This window comes from Pseudomonas sp. SP16.1 (assembly GCF_052682975.1).
This window is the reverse complement of record NZ_JBQYFZ010000001.1, coordinates 1921670-1942328: the sequence shown is the minus strand read 5'-3', so window position 1 is coordinate 1942328 and position 20659 is coordinate 1921670. Positions and strand designations below refer to the sequence as shown.

Annotated in this window: 22 protein-coding genes; 10 read left to right on the top strand and 12 right to left on the bottom strand. The window is 60.6% G+C overall.

Annotated features, from left to right (window positions below; genetic code table 11):
• Positions 1–34 precede the first annotated feature (34 nt).
• Positions 35–934, top strand: coding sequence for a type VI secretion system-associated lipoprotein TagQ (gene tagQ, locus ACUTAF_RS09460; RefSeq protein ID WP_445579704.1), 900 nt, complete (start codon positions 35–37; stop codon positions 932–934).
• A gap of 149 nt (positions 935–1083) precedes the next feature.
• Here the strand turns inward: tagQ and ACUTAF_RS09455 are convergent, their stop codons facing one another.
• Both ACUTAF_RS09455 and ACUTAF_RS09450 read right to left on the bottom strand, forming a co-directional pair.
• A complete protein-coding gene (locus tag ACUTAF_RS09455) occupies positions 1084–1644 on the bottom strand; it encodes a phosphoribosyltransferase family protein (RefSeq protein WP_445579703.1) in 561 nt (186 codons plus the stop codon).
• 12 nt (positions 1645–1656) lie between these two features.
• Complete coding sequence (locus tag ACUTAF_RS09450; RefSeq protein ID WP_445579702.1) at positions 1657–2619, bottom strand: ribose-phosphate diphosphokinase; 963 nt, start codon at positions 2617–2619, stop codon at positions 1657–1659.
• A 178-nt stretch (positions 2620–2797) separates the two neighbouring features.
• Between ACUTAF_RS09450 and ACUTAF_RS09445 the strand changes: the two genes are divergently transcribed.
• Positions 2798–3697, top strand: a complete 900-nt coding sequence (locus ACUTAF_RS09445) for a universal stress protein (protein WP_445579701.1) — start codon at positions 2798–2800, stop codon at positions 3695–3697.
• 104 nt (positions 3698–3801) lie between these two features.
• Here the strand turns inward: ACUTAF_RS09445 and ACUTAF_RS09440 are convergent, their stop codons facing one another.
• The 3 genes from ACUTAF_RS09440 to ACUTAF_RS09430 form a co-directional block, all read right to left on the bottom strand.
• Complete coding sequence (locus tag ACUTAF_RS09440; protein ID WP_445579700.1) at positions 3802–4356, bottom strand: Hsp20/alpha crystallin family protein; 555 nt, start codon at positions 4354–4356, stop codon at positions 3802–3804.
• A 164-nt stretch (positions 4357–4520) separates the two neighbouring features.
• Positions 4521–6323, bottom strand: a complete 1803-nt coding sequence (ftsH, locus tag ACUTAF_RS09435; protein WP_445579699.1) for an ATP-dependent zinc metalloprotease FtsH — start codon at positions 6321–6323, stop codon at positions 4521–4523.
• 72 nt (positions 6324–6395) lie between these two features.
• A complete protein-coding gene (locus tag ACUTAF_RS09430) occupies positions 6396–7067 on the bottom strand; it encodes a DUF2238 domain-containing protein (RefSeq protein WP_445579698.1) in 672 nt (223 codons plus the stop codon).
• Positions 7068–7368: 301 nt separating this feature from the next.
• Here ACUTAF_RS09430 and ACUTAF_RS09425 point away from each other — a divergent pair, with 301 nt between their 5' ends.
• Together ACUTAF_RS09425 and ACUTAF_RS09420 are read left to right on the top strand one after the other, a co-directional pair.
• Positions 7369–7833: a CBS domain-containing protein gene (locus ACUTAF_RS09425; RefSeq protein ID WP_445579697.1), complete on the top strand. Its 465-nt coding sequence runs from the start codon at positions 7369–7371 to the stop codon at positions 7831–7833.
• A 10-nt stretch (positions 7834–7843) separates the two neighbouring features.
• Positions 7844–8281, top strand: coding sequence for a hypothetical protein (locus tag ACUTAF_RS09420; protein WP_445579696.1), 438 nt, complete (start codon positions 7844–7846; stop codon positions 8279–8281).
• A gap of 251 nt (positions 8282–8532) precedes the next feature.
• Here the strand turns inward: ACUTAF_RS09420 and ACUTAF_RS09415 are convergent, their stop codons facing one another.
• Positions 8533–9180, bottom strand: coding sequence for a tyrosine-type recombinase/integrase (locus tag ACUTAF_RS09415; protein WP_445582424.1), 648 nt, complete (start codon positions 9178–9180; stop codon positions 8533–8535).
• A gap of 792 nt (positions 9181–9972) precedes the next feature.
• Between ACUTAF_RS09415 and ACUTAF_RS09410 the strand changes: the two genes are divergently transcribed.
• The gene (locus tag ACUTAF_RS09410) at positions 9973–10542 is read left to right on the top strand and encodes a hypothetical protein (RefSeq protein WP_445579695.1); all 570 of its coding nucleotides are present in this window, start codon (positions 9973–9975) and stop codon (positions 10540–10542) included.
• Positions 10539–10889, top strand: coding sequence for a hypothetical protein (locus tag ACUTAF_RS09405; RefSeq protein ID WP_445579694.1), 351 nt, complete (start codon positions 10539–10541; stop codon positions 10887–10889). Before ACUTAF_RS09410 ends, ACUTAF_RS09405 begins: the two co-directional genes overlap by 4 nt.
• On the opposite strand, the gene tnpC is transcribed toward ACUTAF_RS09405, so the two are convergent.
• The 3 genes from tnpC to tnpA all read right to left on the bottom strand — a co-directional run bounded on the left by tnpC (position 10871) and on the right by tnpA (position 13129).
• Positions 10871–12418, bottom strand: coding sequence for an IS66 family transposase (gene tnpC, locus ACUTAF_RS09400; protein WP_445578482.1), 1548 nt, complete (start codon positions 12416–12418; stop codon positions 10871–10873). The two genes, ACUTAF_RS09405 and tnpC, sit on opposite strands and share 19 nt — an antisense overlap.
• A 61-nt stretch (positions 12419–12479) precedes the next feature.
• Positions 12480–12815, bottom strand: a complete 336-nt coding sequence (gene tnpB, locus ACUTAF_RS09395; RefSeq protein WP_010562499.1) for an IS66 family insertion sequence element accessory protein TnpB — start codon at positions 12813–12815, stop codon at positions 12480–12482.
• Positions 12812–13129: an IS66-like element accessory protein TnpA gene (gene tnpA, locus ACUTAF_RS09390; RefSeq protein ID WP_003284819.1), complete on the bottom strand. Its 318-nt coding sequence runs from the start codon at positions 13127–13129 to the stop codon at positions 12812–12814. Before tnpA ends, tnpB begins: the two co-directional genes overlap by 4 nt.
• Positions 13130–13233: 104 nt before the next feature.
• Here tnpA and ACUTAF_RS09385 point away from each other — a divergent pair, with 104 nt between their 5' ends.
• The 3 genes from ACUTAF_RS09385 to ACUTAF_RS09375 are packed head-to-tail and all read left to right on the top strand — an operon-like array spanning position 13234 to position 17103.
• Positions 13234–14847, top strand: coding sequence for a hypothetical protein (locus ACUTAF_RS09385; RefSeq protein WP_445579693.1), 1614 nt, complete (start codon positions 13234–13236; stop codon positions 14845–14847).
• Positions 14844–15764 (top strand): ATP-binding protein, encoded by a 921-nt coding sequence (locus ACUTAF_RS09380; RefSeq protein ID WP_445579692.1) that lies wholly within the window; start codon positions 14844–14846, stop codon positions 15762–15764. Before ACUTAF_RS09385 ends, ACUTAF_RS09380 begins: the two co-directional genes overlap by 4 nt.
• Complete coding sequence (locus ACUTAF_RS09375) at positions 15700–17103, top strand: hypothetical protein (protein ID WP_445579691.1); 1404 nt, start codon at positions 15700–15702, stop codon at positions 17101–17103. Before ACUTAF_RS09380 ends, ACUTAF_RS09375 begins: the two co-directional genes overlap by 65 nt.
• A 608-nt stretch (positions 17104–17711) precedes the next feature.
• Here ACUTAF_RS09375 and ACUTAF_RS09370 read toward each other — a convergent pair.
• A complete protein-coding gene (locus ACUTAF_RS09370) occupies positions 17712–18860 on the bottom strand; it encodes a site-specific integrase (RefSeq protein WP_445579690.1) in 1149 nt (382 codons plus the stop codon).
• A 78-nt stretch (positions 18861–18938) separates the two neighbouring features.
• Between ACUTAF_RS09370 and ACUTAF_RS09365 the strand changes: the two genes are divergently transcribed.
• On the top strand, positions 18939–19829 hold the full coding sequence (locus ACUTAF_RS09365) for a DNA-binding protein (RefSeq protein ID WP_036992954.1): 891 nt from the start codon (positions 18939–18941) through the stop codon (positions 19827–19829).
• Positions 19830–19864: 35 nt separating this feature from the next.
• Here the strand turns inward: ACUTAF_RS09365 and ACUTAF_RS09360 are convergent, their stop codons facing one another.
• Together ACUTAF_RS09360 and ACUTAF_RS09355 are read right to left on the bottom strand one after the other, a co-directional pair.
• Entirely contained in the window at positions 19865–20092 is a 228-nt protein-coding gene (locus ACUTAF_RS09360) for an AbrB/MazE/SpoVT family DNA-binding domain-containing protein (RefSeq protein ID WP_036992951.1), read from the bottom strand.
• Positions 20093–20163: 71 nt separating this feature from the next.
• Entirely contained in the window at positions 20164–20622 is a 459-nt protein-coding gene (locus ACUTAF_RS09355) for a hypothetical protein (RefSeq protein WP_036992949.1), read from the bottom strand.
• Between the last annotated feature and the right edge of the window lie 37 nt (positions 20623–20659).

Here is a 20659-nt window from a genome sequence, read left to right as displayed (position 1 = left end):
TGGAAACAGACAACTCAAGCATGAGGCTCAGACCATGGAACACCCGCAGCAGATCCGCTTTCTACGTTCGTCCCTGATGTTCGCCGGCGCCTTCTCCATGCTGTTGCTGGGCGGCTGCGCCAGCATCGGCGGCGGTGTCAGCGCCAAGGTGGCCAAGACCACCCAGGCCAACTACTACCCGGGCTGCTACGAGCCGGTCAATCACCTGCGTGCCTCCGACGCGGCGATGCAGAAGTCGGTGACCACCGGGGCGGTCACCGGCGGTTTGCTCGGCGGCCTGGCCGGAGCCCTGAGCGGCGGCGACCACGCCGGGCGCAACGCCCTGATCGGCGCCGCGGCCGGTGCCCTGGTCGGTGGCGCGGCGGGCTACTACACCGAGCGGCAGAAACAGATCAGCGACGACCGCCAGCGCATCGCCTCCTACGGCAGCGACTTCGAGCGCAGCACCATGGACCTGGATCGCAGCATCGTCCACGCCAAGGCGGCGCAGGACTGCTACCAGCGCGAGTTCGAGAACCTGCGCGCGGCGCATCGCAACAAGACCATGAGCGACGCCGAGGGCCGCAGCCGCTTCGCCGAGATACTCAGCGGCCTGAAGGAAACCAACGCGCTGCTGGCCGCCGCCGACGGCCGCACCGGCGAGGACATCGACACCTACACCCAGGCCTACGAGAAGGACCTGCAACAGGTCGGGGTCGAGCGCCAGCAGGTGGCGGTGGCGGCCAAGGTGCAGAGCGCGCCGGCGGCCAAGCCGGCACCCACGGCCAAACCCGTGCCGAAGGAAGCGGTGGCCACCGAACAGCAGATACAGAAGGCCAGCGCCAAGCGCAGCGAGGCGCAGCAGGTCAGCAGTCGCGGTACCGGCATCATCAGCAGCGCCTGCAGCAACCCCGACCTCGGCGACTGGGCGCCGGATCCCTGCACCAGCGTCTGATAATCGCCGTCATTGGTGCGCACGGCGCACCCTACGTACGCTGCGGGGCTCTACGCCTGCGTAGGAGCCGCGCCCCGCGGCGAATGTCCGATACGACAAAGGCTTCGCCCGGCTCCTACGGTTCGTCGCGCGGGTGCGCACGGCGCACCCTAAGAAGCGCCGTGGCGTACCACCTCCAGACACAGCTCGGCTTCGTAGGGCGGCACATGGCATTCGACCACGTCGCCTTCGGCCACCTGCAGGTGGATGCCGACGATATCGGCGCGAATCGGCTGGCGGTACAGGTGGCGATCCACCAGCACCGCGCAGCGCACCTCGCGCGCGCCGAGCCGGGCCAGGTAGCTGCAGGTGCGCAGCAGCGAATGGCCCTGGTACAGCACGTCGTCCACCACCAGCAGCGAGCTGCCGGCCAGATCCAGCGCCGCCAGCTCCGGGTTCTCGCTCAGCGCTGTGTCGGGGTGCAACAGGCTGAGGTCGTCGGCATAGCGCTTGACCTTGAGCCCATACAGCGGCAGCTCGCGCTGGCCGCTCAGCTGTGCCATGTGTCGCTGCAGCAGGCGCGCCAACGGCTCGCCGCGGCGCAGCATGCCAACCAGCACGCCGTGGCCTTCGGGCAGCAGGGCCAGGGCCTCGACGGCCATGCGCCGCAGTACGGCGTCCAGCTCGGCTGCATCGAACAGACTCAGGCACTGGCGGTCGGTGACGCTCATCGGCGTTCTCCTTCAGATCGGCAGGTCGAACTGGCGCGCCAGCAGGCTGGCGACCGCAGCGCTGGTATCGAGGATTTCCAGGCGCTGCGCGACGCGCTCGGGATCGAGGCGGAAGGGTGGCACGCTGTCGCAGACCACGATGTGTTCGAGCAACGGGCTGTCGAGCAGCGTGCCGCCCGCGGTGAACAGGCCGTGGGCGGCGGCGACGAAGATGCGTGCCGCGCCGCCCTGGTGACAGGCCTCGGCGGCGCGCAACAGGGTATTGCCGGTACTGATCAGGTCGTCGATCAGGATCGCCACCCGACCGCGGACGTCACCGACCAGCAGACCGCCGCTGAGCTGCTCGTCGACACGGTGCTTGTCCACCAGGGCGCTGCCCACCGGACGGCCCAGCAGCGCGGCGAGTTCCTGGCGAAACGCTTCGGCGCGCTTGGCGCCGCCGCTGTCCGGCGACACCGCCACCACCTCGGCGTCGCCCAATCGAGGCGCGAAAAGCTCGGCGAACAGCTGTGCGCAACCCAGGTGCCGGGTGGGGATGCGGAAGGCATTGTCGAAGGCGGCGGGATTGTGCACCTCCAGCGTCAATAGGCGGTCCACGCCGCAGGCCTCGAAGAGGCCGGCGACGTAGCGGCTGATCACCGGGTCCTGCGGCTGGATGCGCCGTTCCTTGCGCGCGTAACAGAGGTAGGGCGCGACGACCTGCACCTGGCGGGCGCCGGCGTCCTTGAGCGCGGCGCAGAAGAACAGCAGGCGACAGAGCTTGTCGTTGCCACTCTGCCGGTCGTCGCCATGCAGGCTGTGGAACACCACCACCCTGCGGTTGTCGACCGACTCGAGCGGGCGCGCCTTGTGTTCGCCGTCTTCATACACGCGCTCCTCATGAGCGGCCAGCGGCAGACCGAGCCGCCGGGCGACCCTGGCGGCATAGGCCTGGCTGCCCTCCAGGGCGAACAGCAGCGGGGCAGTGCTGGCCATCGGCGGGCTCCTGACGAGGGGGATACCGTTCATCTTAGGCGCTGCCCAGCAAAAGGCAGCTTGATGCAAATCAACATGCAGTCGGCCCCGGCGTCGCAGGCTGTAGGCATGCCGGAGCTGGCAGCTGGCATGCTGCCCACGGCCGAGCCGACCATCGCATACTGTGGAGGTACCCCTCATGAGCCAGTATCAACGACTGTTTCTCGTCGCCGACCCGCAGATGCAGCGCAGCGCCGCCTTGCAGCGTGCCGCCGCGCTGGCCAAGGCCAGCGGCGCCGCCCTGCATGTCACGGCGTTCGTCGAGCCCTTCGCGACGCTGCGCTGGCTGGACAAGAGCGTCCAGGAACAGACCCGCGAGCAGTACCTGAGCCAGCATGGCCAATGGCTGCAGCAGCAGGTGACACCGCTGCGCGAGCAGGGGCTGGCGGTCACCACCGAGCTGCAATGGACGAACGAGCCGCTGGCGGAGATCATCCGCCACCTCGAGGAGATGCAGCCGGACCTGCTGATCAAGGACGTGCAGCATGAACCGCTGCTCAAGCGCGCCTTCATCACCCCGCTGGACGTGCAGCTGCTGCGCGACAGCCCGGTTCCGCTGATGCTGGTCGGCGGCGAGCGCCAGGCACTGCCGCGCAAGATCATGGCGGCGGTAGATCCTTCGCGGATGGAGAACCGCATCAGCGGGCTCAACGAGCGAATCATCCAGGCCGCCAACGCCCTGGCCCTGCAATGCGACGCCGAGCTGCACCTGGTGTACGTCTACGACCTGAGCCCCGCCTATCTCGGCGACGCCGGCGCCGGCAGCGTGGCCTGGTCGGATCTGGTGGGCGAGTTGCGCGATTCGCTGCACAAGAGCTTCAGCGAACTGGCCGACAGCTACGGGGTGGCACCGGAACGTCGGCACTTCGTCATGGGGACGCCGCTCAACGGGCTGGCCGATTTCGCCGAAAGCAGCGGGGCCGATGTCCTGGTCATGGGCCGCGTGCAGCGCCACGGGCTGAACAAGCTGCTCGGCAGCACGATCGAGCGCCTGCTGTTCCAGGCGCCGTGCAGCATTCTTGCGGTGCCGGCGCCCTAGGCAGGGGCGGCGCGCAGCGGGCGAGCCGAGCGACCGCTGCAATCCGCCAGCGGCGCCAGGCAGTGGCCGCGCGCCTCGCTCCCGCCGCCTGGCGTCTGGCGAGCTCAGCGGGCCTTGACCGGAATGACCTTCTCCGGCTTGATCGCCTCGGGTTTCTTCGGCAGCGAAACGGTCAGCACGCCCTTGTCGACGCTGGCCTCGATGGCTTCGACATCGACGCCCTTGGGCAGGCTGAAGACGCGCTCGAAGGCGCCGTAGCGCCGTTCCGACAGGTAGTAGTCCTTCCTCTTGTCCTCGGTTTCCTCGCGCTTCTCGCCGCGGATGATCATGTTGCCGTTGGCCAGGCGGATCTCCAGGTCCTTCTCGTCCGTCCCGGGCAACTCGACGGTGATCTCGAAACTCTTGTCCTTCTCGGCGATGTCGACCGCCGGCACGCCGTGGCCGAGGAAGTCCCGACGCCAGAACGGTTCGACGTCGAAGGCGCTGCGGCCGAATGGCAGTCGCATCGTGCTGCGCCCCATGTCTTCGAACAGATGGTCGATCTGCCGTCGCAGGCTTTCCAGGGGATGCCAGGCCGTGCTGGTCGCCGGGGACTTTTCGGCCTGTGCGGGTTGTTTCACGCTGTCGCCAATCGGCAGCTGCTTATCGGTGCTGACCATGATTCAGAGCCTCCTGTTCGAGGATGTCCGGGAGTGGACCATAGAAATTCTGCGCCGCTGCCAGACGCGGTCGTTGATCCGTATCAAGCGAACACCTTAAGCCCGCGGAGTAGAGACGAGCGGGGCTGCTGGAGCGAGGGCTTGGCCACAAGGTTCTGCGCGGCCTACTCCTGCGCCGCGCGTAGCGCTGGGAAATCTTCCGGAGTCAGGGTTTCGCGCTCCAGCAGCAACGCGGCACCGCGCTCAAGATCGGCACGCCGCGCCTGCAGCAGGGCCTTGGCCTGGCCATAGGCGACGTCGATCAGCGCCTTGATGCACAGGTCGACCTCGCGCGCGGTCTGCTCGGAATAGTCCTTCTCGCGCAGGGCGATGGCGTGCTCGCCGAGGAAGCTGTTGCCCTGGCGCTCCAGTACCGCCTGGCCGAGTTCGCTCATGCCGAAGCGGGTGACGATCTGCCGGGCGATGTCGGTGACCTTGGCCAGGTCGTCGGCTGCGCCGGTGGAGATCTCGCCGAACACCAGGTCTTCCGCCGCGCGCCCGGCCAGCAGCACCACCATGCGGTTCTTCAGCTCTGCCAGGGTGATCAGGAAGCGATCCTCGGTGGGGCGCTGCAGGGTATAGCCGAGCGCCCCGACCGAGCGCGGGATGATCGACACCTTGTGCACCGGATCCATGCCGGGCAGGCTAGCCGCAGCCAGGGCGTGGCCCATCTCGTGGTGCGCGACGACCTCGCGTTCGTGCGGCTGCAGCAGCCGGCCACGCCGCTCGCTGCCGATGACGATGCGCTCCACCGCGGCGGTGAAATCGTCCATCTCCACCTTGGCGGCGCCGCGGCGGGTCGCCAGGATGGCGGCCTCGTTGACCAGGTTGGCCAGGTCCGCGCCGGAAAACCCGGTGGTGATGCCGGCCACCCGCTGCAGATCGAGGTCGTCGCTGACCTGGATGCGCTTGAGGTGCACGCGCAGGATGGCGACCCGGCCATGGCGATCCGGTCGATCGATGACGATCTGCCGGTCGAAGCGGCCGGCGCGCAGCAGGGCCGGGTCGAGCACTTCCGGGCGGTTGGTGGCGGCCAGCAGCACTACGCCCTCTGCGGTGTCGAAACCGTCCAGTTCGGCGAGCAACTGGTTGAGGGTCTGCTCTTTCTCGTCATTGCCGCCGAAGGCGCCGACCCCGCGCATCTTGCCGAGGGCATCCAGTTCGTCGATGAAGATGATGCAGGGCGCGGCCTTGCGCGCCTGCTCGAACAGATCGCGCACCCGTGCGGCACCAACGCCGACGAACATCTCGACGAATTCCGAGCCGGAGATGGAGAAGAACGGCACCGAGGCCTCGCCGGCCACGGCCTTGGCAACCAGGGTCTTGCCGGTTCCGGGCGGGCCGACCAGCAGAATGCCCTTGGGAATGCGCGCGCCGAGGCGGCTGTACTTCGGCTGGTCCTTGAGGAAGGAGACGATCTCCTCCAGTTCGGCCTTGGCCTCGTCGATCCCGGCGACGTCGGCGAAGGTCACCCCGGTGTCGCGCTGGACGAATACCCGTGCCTTGGAGCGGCCGACGTTGACCATGCCGCCGAGCCCCTGCTTGTTGAACAAGCCGCGCAGCAGGAAGTTCCACAGGGCGAAGATCAGTACGAAGGGCAGCAGCCAGCCGAGCAGGTTGTTCAGCAGGGTGTCTTCGCGCACGCCGGTGAAGGTCACCTGCGACTGCGCCAGTTCGCCGGCCAGGGCCGGATCGACGCGATTGGTGGTGAAATGACTACGGCCGTTGATCGGCTCCTTGAGCTTGCCGCTGATGCGCTGCTGCTCGACCTTCAGTTCGAGCAGCTTGTCCTCCTCGAGCAGTTGCAGGAATTCGCTGTAGGGCAGGGTCTGCACCGCGTTCTGCTGGGCCCACCAACTCTGCAGGACGACCAGCAGGACGAAGCTGAGGACGAAGTACCAGATGTTCCATTGGTGCTGTTTCTCCACGGCCTCTCTCCAGTCGGTCAATCGGCGGCATTACAGTGTCGGTGCCCGCCCGCCGGCGCGGCTTGATGCAGGTCAACGGCGCGGTCGCCGCCATACGCCTCGCCCTTGCCGCGGCGGGACGGATTGCGCGGGCAGGAAGCGCGGTCGACGTTCGAACACACGGACCAGCAGCAGGGCGAGCAGGGCGCCGAGCGCGGCCAGCCCGGCATCCTTCTGCGCGTCCCATTCATCGCCCTGGGTGCCGAGAAAGGCCGTGCCCAGGTCCGGCGCGACCACCAGTGCCGCGAGCATCTCCATCTGCTCGTAGAGGCTGCTCAGGGCCATCACGCTGGCCAGGCTCATCAGCGTCAGCCAGCGGCCCGTCAGGTCGGCGCGGCGCTGCAACAGCTCGCGCAAGGGGACGCTCAGCAGCAGGCCGAAGGCGAAATGCACCAGGCGATCGTAATGGTTGCGCCCCCATCCCAGTTGCCCGCTCAGCCAGAAGCCGAAGGGCGTTTCCGAGTAGGTGTAGTGCGAGCCGTACAGGTGCAGCGCGAGAAACAGGCTGAATAGCCCGTAGGACGTCGACGAGAAGACGAAGCGCCGGGCGCTGACCAGCAGCAGGACGACCACGGCGAACACCAGCAGGTTCTCCAGCAGCCAGTCGCTGCGGCTTACCGGCTCGATCGCGGCCCACAGCCAGACGGCCGCTAGCAGCGAGGCGAACAGCCAGAGCAGGGCAGAGTGGGAGCGGGCACGAGCCATGGGGGCGTCTCCTGCAGCATCACAACGTATTCGAAACCGCCTGTTCCGGACAGGGAAGATCGTGAAAGGTGATTCCACTAGAACTTATAGGCCATGCGCCCCCGACTCGTCGCCGGCAGGGAATCACCTGGTGGGTTACGCCCAGCACCCTCACCGCTTGGCAAGGCGGACAGATGCCACCTCTTGCCGGCGCAAGTTGGCCGTAGATAAGCGATCGGACTGATCGAGATCAAAGTGAGTCCCGGTCACTGCGTCCATCGTGCAAATGGGGACAGCCATACCCTCGTAGAGGAGAGCGATCATGTCCATTGGCAAATACTGCAACCGCGACGTTGTCATCGCGGCACCCGACGTATCCATCCTGACTGCCGCCCGACTGATGCGTGACTATCATGTCGGCGACCTGGTGCTCGCCGAGCGTATCGACCCGGAGCGTTTCCGGCCCGTAGGCATCGTTACCGACCGCGACATCGTCCTGGAGATAGTCGCCAACGACGAGGTGGATCTGGAGCGCATCCGCGTCGGTGACATCCAGATGCGCGATCTGGTCAGCGCATGGGAAAGCGAGGACGTGTTCGAGGTCATCGACAGGATGCGTCACTTCAACGTTCGTCGCCTGCCGATCGTCGATGGTGAGGGGGCGCTGGTCGGCATCGTCTCCGCCGATGACCTGCTCGGCGTGCTGGCGAACTATCTGGAGGCGCTCTCGCTGCTGGTGGGCTACCAGAACCTGTGCGAAGACAGCGAGTGCGACCAGGGACTCTAGGTGCACAGCCATGCCCAGTCCTCCATCTCCAGGTATCGAGACCCATACCGCGCCGGACAATGAGCATATCGCCCGGGTGTTCGAGGAAATTGCCGACCTGCTCGAACTGGAAGACGCCAATCCATTTCGCGTGCGCGCCTATCGCCATGCAGCGCGCAGTGTGCGTGGCGAGCAAACCTCGCTGGCCGCGCGGGTGCTGTCCGGCGAACCGCTGCCCAAGTTGCCCGGCGTTGGCGAGGACCTGGCCGAGAAGATCCGCATCCTCAGCCTGACCGGCACTTGCCCGTTGCTCGAGCTCCTGCATGGCGAAGTGCCGGCGGGACAGGTCGAGCTGCTGCAGTTGCCCCTTATCGGGCCGAAACGGGTTCAACTGCTTACTGGACGGCCCGACAAGGCGGTCGATGAACGGGTCGCCTGTAGGTCGCACAGCGCCACGGCGAAGGGGTAACCAAGCTGCGCAATCGCAGCGTGCAGGACATTTTTAGCGGATGGCCCTGAACGGTGAGATCAGTGCTCATTACTAAAGATTGGAATTATTCTGGCGCATAAAATCCATGTAAATCATAAGCATAATTTTGCCGTTACGAAAATTTTCAAAGATTTAGTTTCCAATGGCAGGCCTTATAAAAAGCCAACCGAATTGCCCGTAACTAAAGATTCACACGAGTGCGAAGCGATTTTAGTGTGGCGGCGATGATTTTATTGCTTTTTGTTATAAGCGGGCCGATACAAGCTGTTTTCGATTGCCAAGAGCATGGATGATATGTGTTCAGGAGATATTTCAGGGCGATCCTTATCCATATCTCTTTGGGTTTTTCCTACGCGCACCTTAGAGGCATGGCTTATATAAAATGGAGCGTATTTTAGTATTTTCCGACGAGACCAACCACTATCTATAAGAAAGAAGTAAAGACTGTAGCGGAGTGATCGGGTGTTGCGCGGAGGTCCGGCATACGTCGACATTAATTTTTTGAAACTACTCTGCACGGCTCTAGAGGTAACTGGAGTGGTTCGGGTGGGGCGGCTTGCACAGGAAAATATATAGTGGGTCGAGTTTCCCGAATGAGCTAACCAGTCTTCTATCGCTGCCAAAGGGCAGAGCAATGGAAGGCGAGTAATCTGAAAAGAATATCTCTCTCTGCCTCCATTGGGGCTGAGGCGATTTGCGGTGATCTTAATCGTTTTCTTTGTTATGTGTAGATCATCTTTCGTAAGCTTGCACACCTCTCTGGTGGCAAGTCCGAACCAAAATGCTATCAATAAGATCGCCCTATTGCGAAGGGCTATAAATGCTCGGTTCGAGACTTTCCTTGTCTCATTGTCGCGGCGGCCTTCGCCTAGCGCCATCTCAGGAGAAAACTGGCGCCCATATAGTTCGGATAGATACATTACATCCCTTATTGAAATTGGCAGTTGAAGTGAAGGACAGTTCTGTCTGGGTGTCCTGCATTTGATTTGACGTAGCAACTCGATGACTGATGGGCTCGCTGTAGGGTCAGGGAAATTATTGTCTTCGTGCCAGTGACCAAGAGCGGAAAGCGTAAAGCTCATTTGTTTGCTGTCAATAAGACCAAGATTATCTGACAAGTAGAGGCAGACTTCGTAGGGAAGTGTCGGCAAATCTCGTTGTTGCCATTCAATATAGGGGCGCAATGCTCTGCGCTGAGCGCTTTTTGCCCAGCTGGAATGAGTGCGATTTATCTCAGCTCTGTTTGTATACATAATATGTCATCCCAAAAACTTGCACCGCTCAACGATGACCATCATATGCGTGCTGACTTCATAACTCTGCAGTCTTCTGTGAATCCAGATGCTTGGTGTTATTTATAGTTGAGAATTCTCAAGGAATTCTCTGGGTGTATATGCCGAGGATGCATATTAAGTTGGCTTTTAAGTTTTTTATTTCATAGACTATCGGTTGATAGTGGCTATTATTGTAGTTGGTGCATGCCCCCTCACTTAAATGGACTTCACGCGCGGGAGAGGTGAGTCACCCCCAAGGCTCAACTCAAATGAGAAGGGGTGGCTATGCCCAATAAGACACCAGAGAATGCTTTTCTCGCGAGGCTCCGTAGTCGACGATCTACACGTAGCTACTTATGGTTAGTCTATAGCCATAAGAAGCGCGACGACCTTGTCTTGGAAAGCAATCAAGAGCTCGCGCACTGGTTGCTGAATATCGAATTTGATTCCGATATTGTTGACTTCTGGATTCCGACAGCCGACGAATTGTATGGTGACCAAGTAGGCGGCCGGAGGACTAGGCCAGATGTGGTGGCTAGGAACTCTAGCGGCATTCTGGAGTGGCATGAAGTCAAGGCTGGCTATATTGATGAAGTGGGCTCTAGCGAGCAGATAATTAAGCAGCGGGAGTTGGCTGAGAATAACGGGGCATTATACCGCTTGTTCGATGAGTCGACACGCACTGCCCGCCAATATGAGTTACTGCCACGTCTCCGTCTTATGCATTTCATTGCGGTTACGCGCAATCAATCCCAGATGAATCATGTTCAGAAGACAGTTTGTGAGTATGTGAAGCTGGAGCAAGAAGGTACGTTTGGTGGATTGCTGCATGCATTTCCCATGCTTGCACCGACGCATCTAGTTAGTGCCATGGTGCGTCTCACTATTGAAGGTGTTGTGGCGCTCGAGATTGAGGAGTCTACCCCCACTCAACGGACGACATGGTCGTTTAGGGGGCCATCATGAAACGTACCGCGATCCCTCAGGCCATCAGGCTGGGCGAGTGGCCGCGCGTCGAGCCAGCGACTGTACCAAAGGCGCAGTGGGCGGATTTCGCCAGCAGGCGGCTCGCCGTGTCGATGTACATCGACGGGGCCTCAATGAAAGCGATCAGGCTGCAAACTGGGTTGCCGTCCAACGAGGTCAACCGGCTTGTACAGCGCTTCTGCACTTTGGATGAAGAGGGGCATTGTTTTGGCGAGCGGGCGTTAATCTCGCATACCCGGGTTGTTCCCTATGAGCGTCGTAAGCCCATTGGCGTGAGTAAGCGTCTGCCGAACTCACCTTGCGTAATTCAGGCGGGTGCCCATTGATGCGGCAGTAGTTGGCCAATCTCGCTGGCCCGCTGTGTCGGCAGCCGCATCAGCACATCCTTCAGGTAGGCGTACGGATCATGCCCATTCATGCGCGCCGACTGGATCAGGCTCATGATCGCCGCCGCCCGTTTGCCGCTGCGCAGCGACCCGGCAAACAGCCAGTTCGAGCGTCCAAGGGCCCATGGTCGAATCTGGTTCTCGACCTGATTGTTGTCGATGGGCACAGAGCCATCTTCGACATAGCGAGTCAGAGCCAGCCAGCGTTTGAGGCTGTAATCCAAGGCTTTCGCCGTGGCTGATCCGTTGGGCACTCGATCACGCTGGGCCAGCATCCATTCATGCAGCGCATCGAGGATCGGTGAAGACTTGTCCTGGCGTATTCGCCAGCGTTCTTCATCGCTCATGTGCCGTGCTTGCCGCTCGATTTCATACAGCCCGGCAATGGAGTGCAGCGCCTGTTCGGCTAACTGGCTTTTGTTCGCTGCGTGCAGATCGAAAAATTTGCGGCGGGCGTGGGCCATGCAGCCAATTTCGGTGATGCCCTGCTCGAAGCTGGCCTTGTAGCCGGCGAAGTCGTCGCAGACCAGCTTGCCACTCCACTGACCCAGAAAATTGCGCGCATGCTCACCAGCCCGGCTGGGGCTGAAGTCATACACCACGGCCTTCAGGTCGGCGAAGGGTGTGGTGCAGTATGCCCAGACGTAAGCCCGGTGGGTTTTCTTCTCGCCAGGGGCCAGCATTTGCACGGGGGTTTCGTCGGCGTGGATCACGCCTTGCGCCAGTACCGCCTCGCGCAGGGCGTCGACCAATGGTTGGAGCTGTACGCCGGTTTGTCCGACCCACTGCGCCAGCGTCGAGCGGGCGATGGCCAGGCCAGCGCGCCCAAAAATCTTTTCTTGCCTATACAGCGGCAGGTGGTCGGCAAATTTGGCCACCATCACGTGAGCCAGCAGGCCGGCAGTGGGGATGCCCTTGTCGATCACCTGGGCTGGTACCGGCGCCTGGATCAGTGTTTCGCACTGACGGCAGGCCCATTTGCCACGCACGTGCTGTTCGACGGTGAACACGCCCGGCGTGTAATCCAGCTTTTCGCTGATGTCTTCGCCGATGCGTTGCAGCTGGCAGCCGCAGGCGCATTGAGTGTTCTGCGGCTCGTGACGGATCACAGTACGCGGAAACTGGGCTGGCAGCGGTGCGCGCTTGGGCTGTTGGCGGGGTTCAGCCGGAGCCGCCGGAGGATTGAGGGTTTTCAGTTCCGCCTCGATAGCGGCAATGTCCGTGTCGAGCAAATCATCCAGTAGGCTGCCCTGGTCAGGGCTTAGTTGCTCGCTACGCTTGGCGAACTTGTGTCGCTTGAACCAGGCGATTTCATGGGTGAGCTGCTCGATGACGGTTTGATCGCGGTCGATCTTCTTGCCCATCGTTTCAACCGTCTTACCCAACGTGTCGACTTGCGACAGCAACTGCGCAGCGAGTGCGCGCAGTTGCTCAGGTGTCAGTTGGTCGAGATTGGGCAAGGAAGTCATGCCGCTGATTGTGCCAGAGCAGGCGATCAGCGCAGATAAAGCGATGGGCTAATGGCCGTCGCTACAGCACTGTGATCGCACCGGCTGCACCAACCCGCTGCCAAGGTAAACCGAGCACCAAAGCCTGAAGCTGCTCGGTGTCGAGTTCAACTTCCGAGCCGCGGTGGATGCCTGGCCAGTGAAACTTGCCCTGGTTCAATCGCCGCGCGGCCAGCCAGATCCCTACACCGTCATGCACCAACACTTTCATGCGGTTGGCGCGGCGGTTGGCGAACAGATAAGCACAGTGCGGCTTCGCCGCACCGAATACCTCCACTACACGGGCCAATGCGGTCTCGGTGCCGGCGCGCATGTCCATCGGCTCAGTGGCAAGCCAGATGCTATCGATGCGGATCACGGGGCAAGCCCCCGGACAAAGCGGGCGCAGCCGTCAGGATCGGACACTGGCCATTTCACTGTGACTGACTGCTCGCCAAGCGATAGCTCAATAATCACCGATGCTGCAGTCGGCCGTTTGGGCGTAGCCCTCAATGGAACGAACGCCGGCAACACCGCGGGTAGCTGATCTCGGTAAAGCGGTAGCCATTTTCGAATGACGTTGGCGTTGATGCCATGGCGGATGGCAACGCTGGAGACGGTCGCACCCGGTTGTAGGCATTCCTGAACGACCTGGACCTTGAACGGTTTGGGGTAAGAGCTTCGTTGGCGCATGGAAATCCTAACGTTAAGGACGAACGCGTCCGCTTAAAAATACGCGGACACCATCGCCCTTAATGCTGGAGTTCGGAAGGTGACTTGGCTGGACGCTTACTGGCGTGAAGCGATCCGAGCAGCAGGGGGGGCTGACGGGGGCGCTCAACCTGCTGTTGTCCGAGCACCCTGAAATTGAAGTGGCGGTGATCGACCTACTCCGTACTCCCGGTGCGGTCTTAAATGACGCCCGAGGGGGGATGAGTTACTTGGTCTCAGCGTTCTACCGGACGCTGGAGAAGGCAGGCATTGTCTCGCCGGCTTGGCCTTTCAATACCAAACACGGCGGCCGTACATCCATCCGGAAGTACCTAACAGCGCTGCGTTCCAGGTTCGCGGTTCAATACATTCATGCCCACGGCGAGGAAGACGCCGTGGCTCATCTGGCGACTGGCACAGGTCATCGACGTTTCATTCGCCCTAAGCGGCCTTTCGATTGCGCGCAGCTTGATGGGCATTCCATCGATGCCATTTTCGCGCTGCGCATAGAGGAAATTCCGGGTTCCTATCAATGGGTCGCGATTGATCGGATCTGGTTGTTGTCGCTAATCGAACCTTTTTCCCATGCAGTCCTGGCCTATAAGCTCGTTCTGAGAAGTGAGGTCTCGGCGGCCGATGTGCGTGAAGTTATCGCCCAGGCCTGCCTGGGGAAATGGTGCCCAAGAGCGTTAGCAAACGAAGAGTATAGGTATCGCCCAGGCGCAGGGCTGCCTTCGGGCATCATTGAAGGCTGCCAGGGAGTCGGCTTCGGGGCTTTTTTTGCAGACGCTCACTTATCTAACATCGCCAAGAAAATTACAACGGGGGCACGTCGCGACTTCGGTTTCCAGGTGTGCATCGGGTCGGTGGGGCACTTCGAAGCACGCGCGGAAATAGAACGTTCCTTTCTGGAGGTGGCTCGGAAAGTTCACGGATTGGTCTCATCTACTGGAAGTCATCCTCATGCCGGGCGGGCCAAGGACGCCGAGCAAAAGGCCGTGAAATACGAAATAGACTTCACGCTGATGGAGGATGCTATAGATGTGATGCTCGCCAACTACAATGTCACGCCCAGCGAAGGGCTGGGGCTCCTTTCTCCGCTGGGTTGTCTGGAACAGTTCTTCCGCCAGGACGCACTGATTCCGCACTACGCAGCCGACCAGCTAGAGCGATTGCAGGCGGATCTGGCCACTCGCAAAGCGACTGTGCGTGGTGGCTGCGACAGTGGACGTCGTCCTTACATCCAATTAGATCGGGTGCGCTACACCAACGGAGTCCTCGCTGGTGATTTCGGCTTTGTTGGCATGGAATTGTTGATTGAAGTCGACAATCACGATTACCGAGCGGTCAAAGCCTATCTGCCCAACGGTGAGTGTATTGGCTTTCTCCAGGCTCAGGGGTGGTGGGGAGAGTTCAAGCATACGCCCTCCGTGCGCCGCAAGGTGAACAGCTTGATCCGTTCTGGCGACCTGAAGATCGATGAGGATAAATGCCCAGTTCAGCAACTCAGTGATTACTTCACTCAGCACGGACAAGCTGGAGTGGCGTTGTCCATCGGCCGGGAAGCGGCGACCCAGCAGGCGGAAAACCCGCAACCCCGAAAAAGCCGGGCAGCGCGAGCGGACTACTTCATCCAAGCAGATAGCGAATACGGTGAACTGCCCACGCCTGGTCGCGCGCTTAACCGAGTCGAGCGATGAGCATCACGGCTCACCCTCTCAAGACCGACCAGGCGCTGTTTATCACGCACCAGATGGTGCGCGTCCTTCGCTTGAGTCTCGATCGGGTGGCCGCCAGACGATCTGGCGTGCTGTTCGAAGGCGCGTCGCGGGTCGGCAAATCCCGTTGTGCAAAATTTGTCGCCGAGCAGTTAAAGGTCCAGTTGCCGGACATTTTCACGGTGCTCCACATCGCCCGCCACCGCGAACCCGGCCGGCGGCAGTCCGCATTGAAGGAGTTATGTGAGTCGGAGCATACGAAGCCTGCATCACGTGGCGTAGATTTTCTTCAGCACCTGCTGGCCTACATCGAAGGGCATGTGACCGGCCAGCCCGCGCCGCAATGTGTATTGGTTGTCGATGAGATTCAACAATGGCGTCAAAACGATTTTCGCGTGCTGGCGGACCTTCACAATTATCTGCAGTTGCAAAGCATCAATTTAACGGTCATCGGTTTTGCCCAATCGGAGATCTATCAGCTACTCAGCGGGCTCCGGGCGGTGAAGCGCCCGCAGATAGTGGCCCGCTTCTTTGCAGAAATCATTCCGTTCCACGGGTGTCGGAGCGTCGACGAACTGACGGCGATCCTGCTGGCGTGTGACGAGGGCTCCGAGTACCCCGTTGGGTCGGGCATCAGCTATACCGCGTTCTTCGCGGCAGAGGCCTTTGCCGCCGGACTCAGGTTGGCACCGCTGGCGGGCTTGCTCTGGAAGGCGTTCGAGGAAAGTGTAGCGGGGGAGTACGTCAACAATCTCCCCATGCAGCACGTACGCGAGTCGATCCTTGACCTATTGCTGCTCATCGCACCGCATGACAGCGCCTTGTTCGAAGTCGATGACAAGCTGGTCGCTGAAGCGGTTCGCCGCACAAGTATTCGGATGTTCTGCGATGTATTTTAGGCACGGGCTATTTTTGCCAGATAACTTTCCACACCCGTACGATCAGGCCGTTGCCGTTCTGCACAAAGTCGCCGTGGTGAATGGCGTCTCCGGGAGGGTCGTGCTTAGCGCGTTGCCGCAGCGGAATACACAGAATGGCACAAAAAAAGGCCTGGAAACTCAGATCGAGACGGCCCTGGCCGGGATATATCCCAGTTATCACTCCCATTGGTTGCTCAGCCATTTGCTCCGGCGAACCTTTGGTTCTTTCCCCAAGCATGCTTACGACCCCATCAAGTACTGTGCGGCTTGTCTGGCGGAGACAGGGTTCGTTCCGACAATCTTTTCCTTGCGCTTTATGGTTAGCTGTCCGTGGCATCATCAGCCGCTAACCCCCCTGTGTGAGCGTTGCCACGATGTTCGCCTATTCACTCCCGCCCCGTTCGGCAGTCCCGTTGGCTACCGGTGCGAAGATTGCGGCTACTGGGTGCCGAACCGGGCAGCGATCTTTGCTGCTTGTCGTTCCTTTGCTACCGCCCCTTATGTGTCAGCCTGCTTGAACTTACAAAACAATACTGAACGACTGCACCGCCTGGCAGTACTGGATGTGCTCAATTTCGCTGAGGTGCCTGCTGAGGGGGCGCAAGTCGTTGCAGACAGTTGCGCGACACCGGAGATCCTCCCTGATTTATCAACGAAAAAATGGGCCACAATATTTTGCGCGATTGGTTGGAGTAAGCTGACGGTTTCGCCCGATGAATGCTACAGAAGTTTTATTCGATTTCATCAAATGCGTCTGCTCAAGGCGCATCACACCTGCCCCTGCTGCGCCGTGCTTTCACGACCCGACTTCGGTGATTCTTCGCGCAGTATGTGCGTGTATAACGCGGCTTTGTCGATATTTCGACAGAAATTTGAATACCTGAGCAGTGATGAAACGGAGCCGCAGCTTTCCGAGCAGGCCTCGCAGCAGTTGGAAAGGCTTCAGATGAAGGCCAAGGAATTGCACCGATTTTTTCTATGCATGTTCTACCAGCTTGTTTCCCGTTTATGGTTCTGGAGTCGCGCTGCGCCACGGTTTGTAGTTCACATTGATCCTCGACATTTTTATGCGCTATTGGACGCCGCCCGCCATCGCTTTGTATTGGATCGGCTGCTTGGCGAGAGGGAGTCAGGGTGTTTTTCACTTTATTTCGATCTGCCCGCTGACCGCACGGCCATGCGTCAGCTCTTAGGACCTGTCCAGAATGGGCAGGCGCTTGCTATTCGCAATTTCGGGACCCACGCAGAGTTGAGCACCCCGGCACCGCTCAGGCTGTTTTACGGGTCGCTGCGGGCGACGGCGATGTTTTACTTTTAACTTTGATGTCTGAAAAGCCGTACCAAGCGCCTTTGAGGTGCTCTGTCGCCGGCCGACCATCCCGTCTCAAGCAACCGCTGTTGAATCCCTGTACCTATTGGCTAAGCGGCTCAGCTGTACCAGCTCAAGAAGCCCGCAATTGGTGAGCTAGGCCGGTGTTTTGAGCTTTGAATTACGGGCACTTGCGAACAGTGGCCAGTGCCTACCACCTGGCCGGATCTCAGGAAATTATCCCTAAATATCTCGGCAGCTATAATTTATAGTCACCGGGATATTTCAGGCATAGAAGCCGATGCACAGCGTGGTTTGCCGCTTTCGGCCGGGCCTGACCGCCATCGAACGGCTTGCCTATGTGCCTGCTGCGGATAGGCAAACATCCCCGGGTACTGGTGATGGGGGAGTGATCGCGCAAGCTTTGGACGGTTCAGCAACTGCTGAGTAATAAGGTGGATGGCGGCGCAGCCACCCAAACTTTGTGGCACTCGACACGCGCTCCTCCATTGCAGCGGCAGGGGCCGCTGAGCGAGGCCTACGGCACCAGTGCTGCGTATCTGCAGTGCAATGTGTATGACCTCGGTTTCAACGCGCAATTTCAAGCAATTTGGGGCTCAGTCTTCGCCTGGTTGTACGTCGTTGCCTCGCCGCTCGACCGTTGCTGGCTCAGGGGCGACCACAGCTGGACCGAGCAATTGACTGGCCCGACTGTCGAGCAGAGTACCTGCCTGAACGTAGCCCATCACGGTGCCGACACTGCGGTGCTCGGTCATGGCCATCACTTCGCCGAGCGGTACGCCCTGACGGCCGGCTTCGGTGACGAAACCCGAGCGCAGGCTGTGCGCGGCCCAATCGCCGTCCAGGCCCGCCAACTGCGCACGGCGCTGGACAATTCGCGCCACCTGGTCGGCTGACAGGCCTTGGGTGCCGACCTTTCCGCCCCTATAAATTCGACGGAACAGCGGTCCGGATTCGGCCGGTGCAACTTCCAGCCAGGCTGACAGGGCTTGTGCTGCCGGCCCACGGAGCGGTTTCTCACGGCGCAGCCCGCCGGTGTCGGTTTTAGTCGTGCCCAGAGCGTAGAGCCAGGTGTCAGCATCCAGTCGGCGTACATCACCGATCTGCAAGCCGACCACTTCGGAGCGACGGCGGCCACCGCCACTCCATGCCAGCAGGAGGAGGGCACGATCACGTACCCCGCGCACGCCGTCGGTGCAAGTGGCAAGTAGCGCTTGCAACGGCTCTAGGATGATGGCGGTTTTCTTGCGCACCGACACGCCATGGCGCGACTGGGCTTTGCGCGCTTCGCGCAGCAAGGCCTTCAACGCCGCCGTCTCGGTTGGACTGCCCCAGCCGTTAATCCGATGCCATTTACCGAGTACCGCCAGGCGATGGCTGACGGTGTTGTAGGCCAAGGGGCCGAGTTTGGCCTTGACCCGCGCAGCCACCAGCGCGGCGTCGATGGTAGGTGGCAAAAGGTGCACCCATTCGCCGTCGGCCGTCGGGCGTGCCAGGTGGTCAACCACAAACTGCACGGCCACCGTGGAGGGCAAGGCCGCATCACCCAGCGCCTGGCCGTAGCGCAGTTGCAACCAAGCGGACCAGTACCCGAGAGCGCTGCGGTAGCTACGCACGGTATTGGCCGCGGTGCCGGCGGCGATGAATGCAGCTGCCGCTTCCTGGGCGTTGGTCGCCAGAAAATGCAGGTCCAACGGCGTTTCGCTGGTCAGTGGCAGCTGATCTGTAATATTAAATACGTTCAACGTATGATATTTCCAATAATCGAAAAATAACGTCGGATAACATTTGTTTATCAGATCTAATTTAACAGGAGACAGGGTATGGCGGTAGGCGTGCCGGAAACCGATGTATTCGCGGCTGCGGATGCGGTCTTGGCCCGCGGCGAACGGCCGACGGTGGAACGAGTTCGGCTGGAGCTCGGGCGTGGCAGCCCGGCGCGCGTCGGTGCACTACTGGATCAGTGGTGGGGGCATCTGGCCGAGCGGCTTCGCGGTGAAACACGGCTGCCAACACTACCGGCAGAGGTTTCGCAGTCCTTTGTCGCGATCTGGCAGCAGGCCATGCTATTGGCGGAGGGCGTTGCCGAGCAGGCGCTGGCCGAGCGACGCGCCGTGATAGAAGCCGAGCGGTTACAAGTGGCCGCAGTCGAGGATGAGGCACGACAGTTGATAGCCAAGGCCCGGCAGCAGGTAGCTGCCGCACAAGCAGCTCAGCACACTGCCGAGACTCGTCTAGCCGACTTGGAGCTGCTGCTGGTACAGCACCAGACACAGCTGGCGGACCAGAAAAGCCGCTGTACGGAGCTTGCCGAGGAGCGCAGAGTAGCTGTGCAGGAGGTGACTGTGTTGCGCCAAGAGTTGCAGGTCGCACAGCAGCAGTTGATCCACGAGCGTGATACCGCGACGGCCTACCTGCGCGGTATCGAAGATCGCGCCCACCGCGAGGTCGATCGAGCTCGTGAGGAGAGTAGGCTAGCCGCCGCTCAACTCAAGATCGTGACAAGGCAACACGGCCAGTTGCGCCAGCGGCTAGACACAGTGTTATCCCAACTTCTCGAGGCACAACAGGTCGCTGCCGCTGAGAAGGCACGGGCCAGCACCCTTGAGCAGCAACTGGTGAGGCCTACCCGAGCCAGGCGCACAAAGGCTAAGCCGACCAAGTCGAAATCCAAAGCGGCTGCTCAAGCGGAGACTCCCGGCTCTGGGTGTTAGTTCTGGTTCCTTGAGGACGCTGATTCGCCTAGTGGCTAAGCGTTTAACTTTGTCGCGGAGTCCATGTGCTCAACTAATTCGTCCGTTCGGTCTGGAACGAGGGGGGTCTTGCTCAGCACAATACAGCGAGTAGTGCCGACATACTCTTCGATGAGATAGAGACTGTCCCCGACCTCAACGCCCATTACTTGGAGAATTTCATCAGGAATCCGGATGGCGCCATCGCCGTCCCAGTCTTGAATCACTACCCGAGTTGCAGCCATCTTTCGAAACCTCTGATGGTAGAGCTGGCGCCCTACAATGACGGACTACTTCTGTCGTTGCGAAATGCCCTCTAAGCATTGATGTCATTCCGTCGCAGATGCATTTCGGCCGAAAAAATAACGTCGGTGACAATCAGTGCCTCCAAGTTTTTCCGGTGATGCATTGAGTAGCTGACGCCATCGGCGACTTTATAGAGGTAGCCCGGATCTCCGGCGGGCCCATCTCGAACGATGCAAATTTCTTTCAGTGGCTCCATCAACCACGTTGAGTGGCCATTGACGTGTGCCGGTGTGACCAGCTGCACTTCCTCCACCCAGGCCAGATTCGACTGATCATCAATGATCTTTTTTAGATCATGGGCGTGATTAAGCATCAGCATGCTTCGATAGGCCTGACGGCCGTGGCGTCGGGCGATTTGCAGGTAGAACCAGGGCCAGCTGATCTCCTGCTCAACATAGCTCCACAGTTGGGCGGTGGTGCCCTTTGCGGTATCCAAGTGGATCTCCGCACTCCGGTAAGTCGTGAACATAGCCCTGCACCTGAAAATGAAACCTATAGATTGTAGC

Coding starts and splice junctions, on each gene's coding strand:
- tagQ (WP_445579704.1), top strand. CDS start 35: ATGGAACACCCGCAGCAGATCCGCTTTCTACGTTCGTCCCTGATGTTC.
- ACUTAF_RS09455 (WP_445579703.1), bottom strand. CDS start 1,644: ATGAGCGTCACCGACCGCCAGTGCCTGAGTCTGTTCGATGCAGCCGAG.
- ACUTAF_RS09450 (WP_445579702.1), bottom strand. CDS start 2,619: ATGGCCAGCACTGCCCCGCTGCTGTTCGCCCTGGAGGGCAGCCAGGCC.
- ACUTAF_RS09445 (WP_445579701.1), top strand. CDS start 2,798: ATGAGCCAGTATCAACGACTGTTTCTCGTCGCCGACCCGCAGATGCAG.
- ACUTAF_RS09440 (WP_445579700.1), bottom strand. CDS start 4,356: ATGGTCAGCACCGATAAGCAGCTGCCGATTGGCGACAGCGTGAAACAA.
- ACUTAF_RS09430 (WP_445579698.1), bottom strand. CDS start 7,067: ATGGCTCGTGCCCGCTCCCACTCTGCCCTGCTCTGGCTGTTCGCCTCG.
- ACUTAF_RS09425 (WP_445579697.1), top strand. CDS start 7,369: ATGTCCATTGGCAAATACTGCAACCGCGACGTTGTCATCGCGGCACCC.
- ACUTAF_RS09420 (WP_445579696.1), top strand. CDS start 7,844: ATGCCCAGTCCTCCATCTCCAGGTATCGAGACCCATACCGCGCCGGAC.
- ACUTAF_RS09415 (WP_445582424.1), bottom strand. CDS start 9,180: ATGGCGCTAGGCGAAGGCCGCCGCGACAATGAGACAAGGAAAGTCTCG.
- ACUTAF_RS09405 (WP_445579694.1), top strand. CDS start 10,539: ATGAAACGTACCGCGATCCCTCAGGCCATCAGGCTGGGCGAGTGGCCG.
- tnpC (WP_445578482.1), bottom strand. CDS start 12,418: ATGACTTCCTTGCCCAATCTCGACCAACTGACACCTGAGCAACTGCGC.
- tnpA (WP_003284819.1), bottom strand. CDS start 13,129: ATGCGCCAACGAAGCTCTTACCCCAAACCGTTCAAGGTCCAGGTCGTT.
- ACUTAF_RS09380 (WP_445579692.1), top strand. CDS start 14,844: ATGAGCATCACGGCTCACCCTCTCAAGACCGACCAGGCGCTGTTTATC.
- ACUTAF_RS09375 (WP_445579691.1), top strand. CDS start 15,700: ATGACAAGCTGGTCGCTGAAGCGGTTCGCCGCACAAGTATTCGGATGT.
- ACUTAF_RS09365 (WP_036992954.1), top strand. CDS start 18,939: ATGGCGGTAGGCGTGCCGGAAACCGATGTATTCGCGGCTGCGGATGCG.
- ACUTAF_RS09360 (WP_036992951.1), bottom strand. CDS start 20,092: ATGGCTGCAACTCGGGTAGTGATTCAAGACTGGGACGGCGATGGCGCC.
- ACUTAF_RS09355 (WP_036992949.1), bottom strand. CDS start 20,622: ATGTTCACGACTTACCGGAGTGCGGAGATCCACTTGGATACCGCAAAG.